At 70.2% G+C, this 2,742-nt stretch carries 1 protein-coding gene; it reads left to right on the top strand.

From position 1 onward, the window contains the following. Positions 1 to 297 precede the first annotated feature (297 nt). The coding region (locus O3X23_RS43645) for a hypothetical protein (protein WP_269280895.1) at positions 298 to 2,742 on the top strand (2,445 nt) is incomplete at its 3' end.

The raw sequence follows: 2,742 nt of genomic DNA on the forward strand, positions 1-2,742 counted from the left end.
GCACTGCCGGCCACCACACGGCACGGCGTGCAACTTTCCCGAGCGCAACGATCTTTCGACCGACCCGTGCACCCAGACGTCTGCCCCCCGCACCGCACGTCAGTCGCGACCGAACGGGTGAACCGCGCCGGCGATCCGCATCGCTGCACCACGGCACGTGCGCGTACCAGGAGGGCGAGCCCACATGCAGTGCCCTGTTCGAACGCATTGGCACTCTCATCCCGGTATAAGCCCGTTGGCGACGGAACCGCCGGGCTAAACTGGGGCGGGCCCGTCGCTGATCCGAAGGAAGCCGCGATGACCGATCAGCATGACCAGCTCCCTGCCGAGTTGACCGCGGCGATCGGCGCGTTCCAGCGGGCGGTCGACTCAGGGCAGCGCACCGACTTCGATACCGCGGTCGCCGCCTGGGACACCGTCCTCGCCCATCCGTTCATCGTCGGCGCGCCCCACCTCGAACGCATCGCGCGCAACCAGATCGGCGAAGTCCTCCAGCTGCGCTACGAGCTGTCCGGCAGCGAGGAAGACCTCAATCGGGCCGTGACGTTCGCCTCGCAGGCCGTCCGGAACGAACCGCAGGGCTCTGACATGCTGCCGAGGTTTCGAGCCGCGTTCAGCCGAGCATTCCGGGCGCGATACATCCTGCACGGGGACGACGCCGATCTCACCACCGCCACGGATGCGATGGCACAGGCCCTGTCAGCCACCCGGGAGCGCGGTGAGCGTGCCCAGTGGTCCGCCGAGCTGTCGGCACTGCGGCGGCTGCGACACGAAGCGGACGGAGATCCCGCCGCGCTCGACGACGCCGTGCAGTTCGCGGAACACGCGGTGGCCTTCGGCACTCCGGGGGACGGGCAACAGGCCGAGAGGCTGACCGTGCTCGGCAATGCCCTGCTGATCAGCTCGGTCCACCGGCCCGAGGATCTGGAGCGGGCGCTGGCCGTCTATCAGGACGCCCTGGAGTTGGGCACGGTGACCCTCGGCGGGCGCCCGACCCTCCTGATCAACATCGGCACGCTGCTGCTCCGTCGTTTCCGTCGTGGCGCTGATCCGGCGGACCTGGAGCGCGCGATCGCCCGCCTGCGGGACGCGGAGGCCGATCCCGGGCTCACCGAGGTCCTTCGCCCCGCCCTGATGGCGAACATGGCGGAGGCGTTGCGGGCGATGAGCGAGCTGACCGGAGACCGAAGCGATCTCGAGGAGTTCGTGGTCGGTTCCTTCGCAAGCACCATCGAGCGGACCGCCGGAGGCTCGCCGCACCGTCGCACGGCGACCGGGGAACTGGCCTGGGCTCTGCTGGAGCACTACGAGAGCCACAGCACCGTCGACGACCTCGACCGGGGCATCAGCCTGCTCAGGCAGTCGGCGGCCGGGCTGAGCCCCCATGCCAAAGGCAAGGTGTTCCCAGCGCTCGGAGCGTTACTGCGCGCACGCTACGAGCGGCACGGGCGCCTCGACGACCTGACGGAGGCGATTGAGACGCTGCGCTCAGCCGCCGCCGGGGAAGCCCCGGGTTCTCGTCGCGCCCAGATTCTGCTCAACCTGGTCAGCGCTGTCCGCCGCCGCTATGAACAGACCCACGAGCTCACCGATCTGCACGCGATGCTCGAGGCCGCGGGCGAGGCCCTCGAAGGCAGTTCGCAAGACGACCCGGACCATCCCATGTTCCTGCTCAGCGCCGGGCAGGTGCTCAACGCCCTGTACGACCTGACCGGCGACCTCGACGACCTGGAACAGGCGCTGGTGCACTGGCGCGAGGCCCTCCGCCTGCTGCCGCCCACCGCCGCGAAGGGCCCGGCAGCACTCAACAGCCTCGCGCTGGGACTGATCGAACGGTTCAGACTGAGCGGGGACGCCGCTGACCTCAACGAGGCGATACCGGCCCTGCGGCAGGTCGTCGCCCTCACCCCCCGGGGCTCCCCCGACCTGCCGAGCCTCCTGAACAACCTGGCGAACGGCCTGCGCACCCGGTACAGGACACGGGGAGATCACAAGGATCTCACCGAAGCCGTCACCACCGTCCGCACAGCCCTCGAACTGCCGCAGTTGAGCAGCCCGGCCGCACTCCAGATCGCCCGATCGTGGGGCCGGGACGCCACGGACCGGGGGGCCTGGCCCGAAGCCGCAGAGCTGTACGGTCCCGGCCTGCAGGCGTCCCGTCAGCTGTTCGCGACCCAAGTGGTGCGGGAACACAAGGAGACATGGCTGCGGGACGCGAGCGGGCTCCCCGCAGAGGCTGCTTACGCATGTGCCAGAACAGGCGCGTTGCGCGACGCTGTGACCATCCTCGAACAGGGACAAGCACAGCTGCTTTCGGAGAGCATGGATCGCGACGAAGCCGACCTCGAGCAGACGGTCGCACTGGGCCAGGCCGAGCTCGGTGCCCGCTTCCGTGCCGCGGCCCGTGAGGTCACCGAGCTCGAACGGGCCGTGCTGAGCGATGCCTTCGCACCCCCGGACGCCCTTCCCCATGCGGCCCAGCTGCGCCGCGCTCGGACCGCTCTGGCCGAGGTGAGCGCACAGATCCGGGCCCTGCCCGGCCTCGACGGCTTCCTGCGGCAGTCATCGTTCGAGGACGTCCTCGCCGAGGCCGGGCCGTGCCCGCTGGTGTACCTCTCCTCCAGCGCGGCCGGCGGGCTGGCCCTGATCGTCCAGCGGGACGGCCGGCTGACCGACGTCTGGCTGGAGGGGCTCGGGGTCGGCGAGCTGCAGCAGCGCTTCGCGGACTACTTCCCGGCCGAC

Origin of the sequence: Streptomyces sp. H39-S7 (assembly GCF_027158205.1) — a bacterium.
Classification (GTDB): domain Bacteria; phylum Actinomycetota; class Actinomycetes; order Streptomycetales; family Streptomycetaceae; genus Actinacidiphila.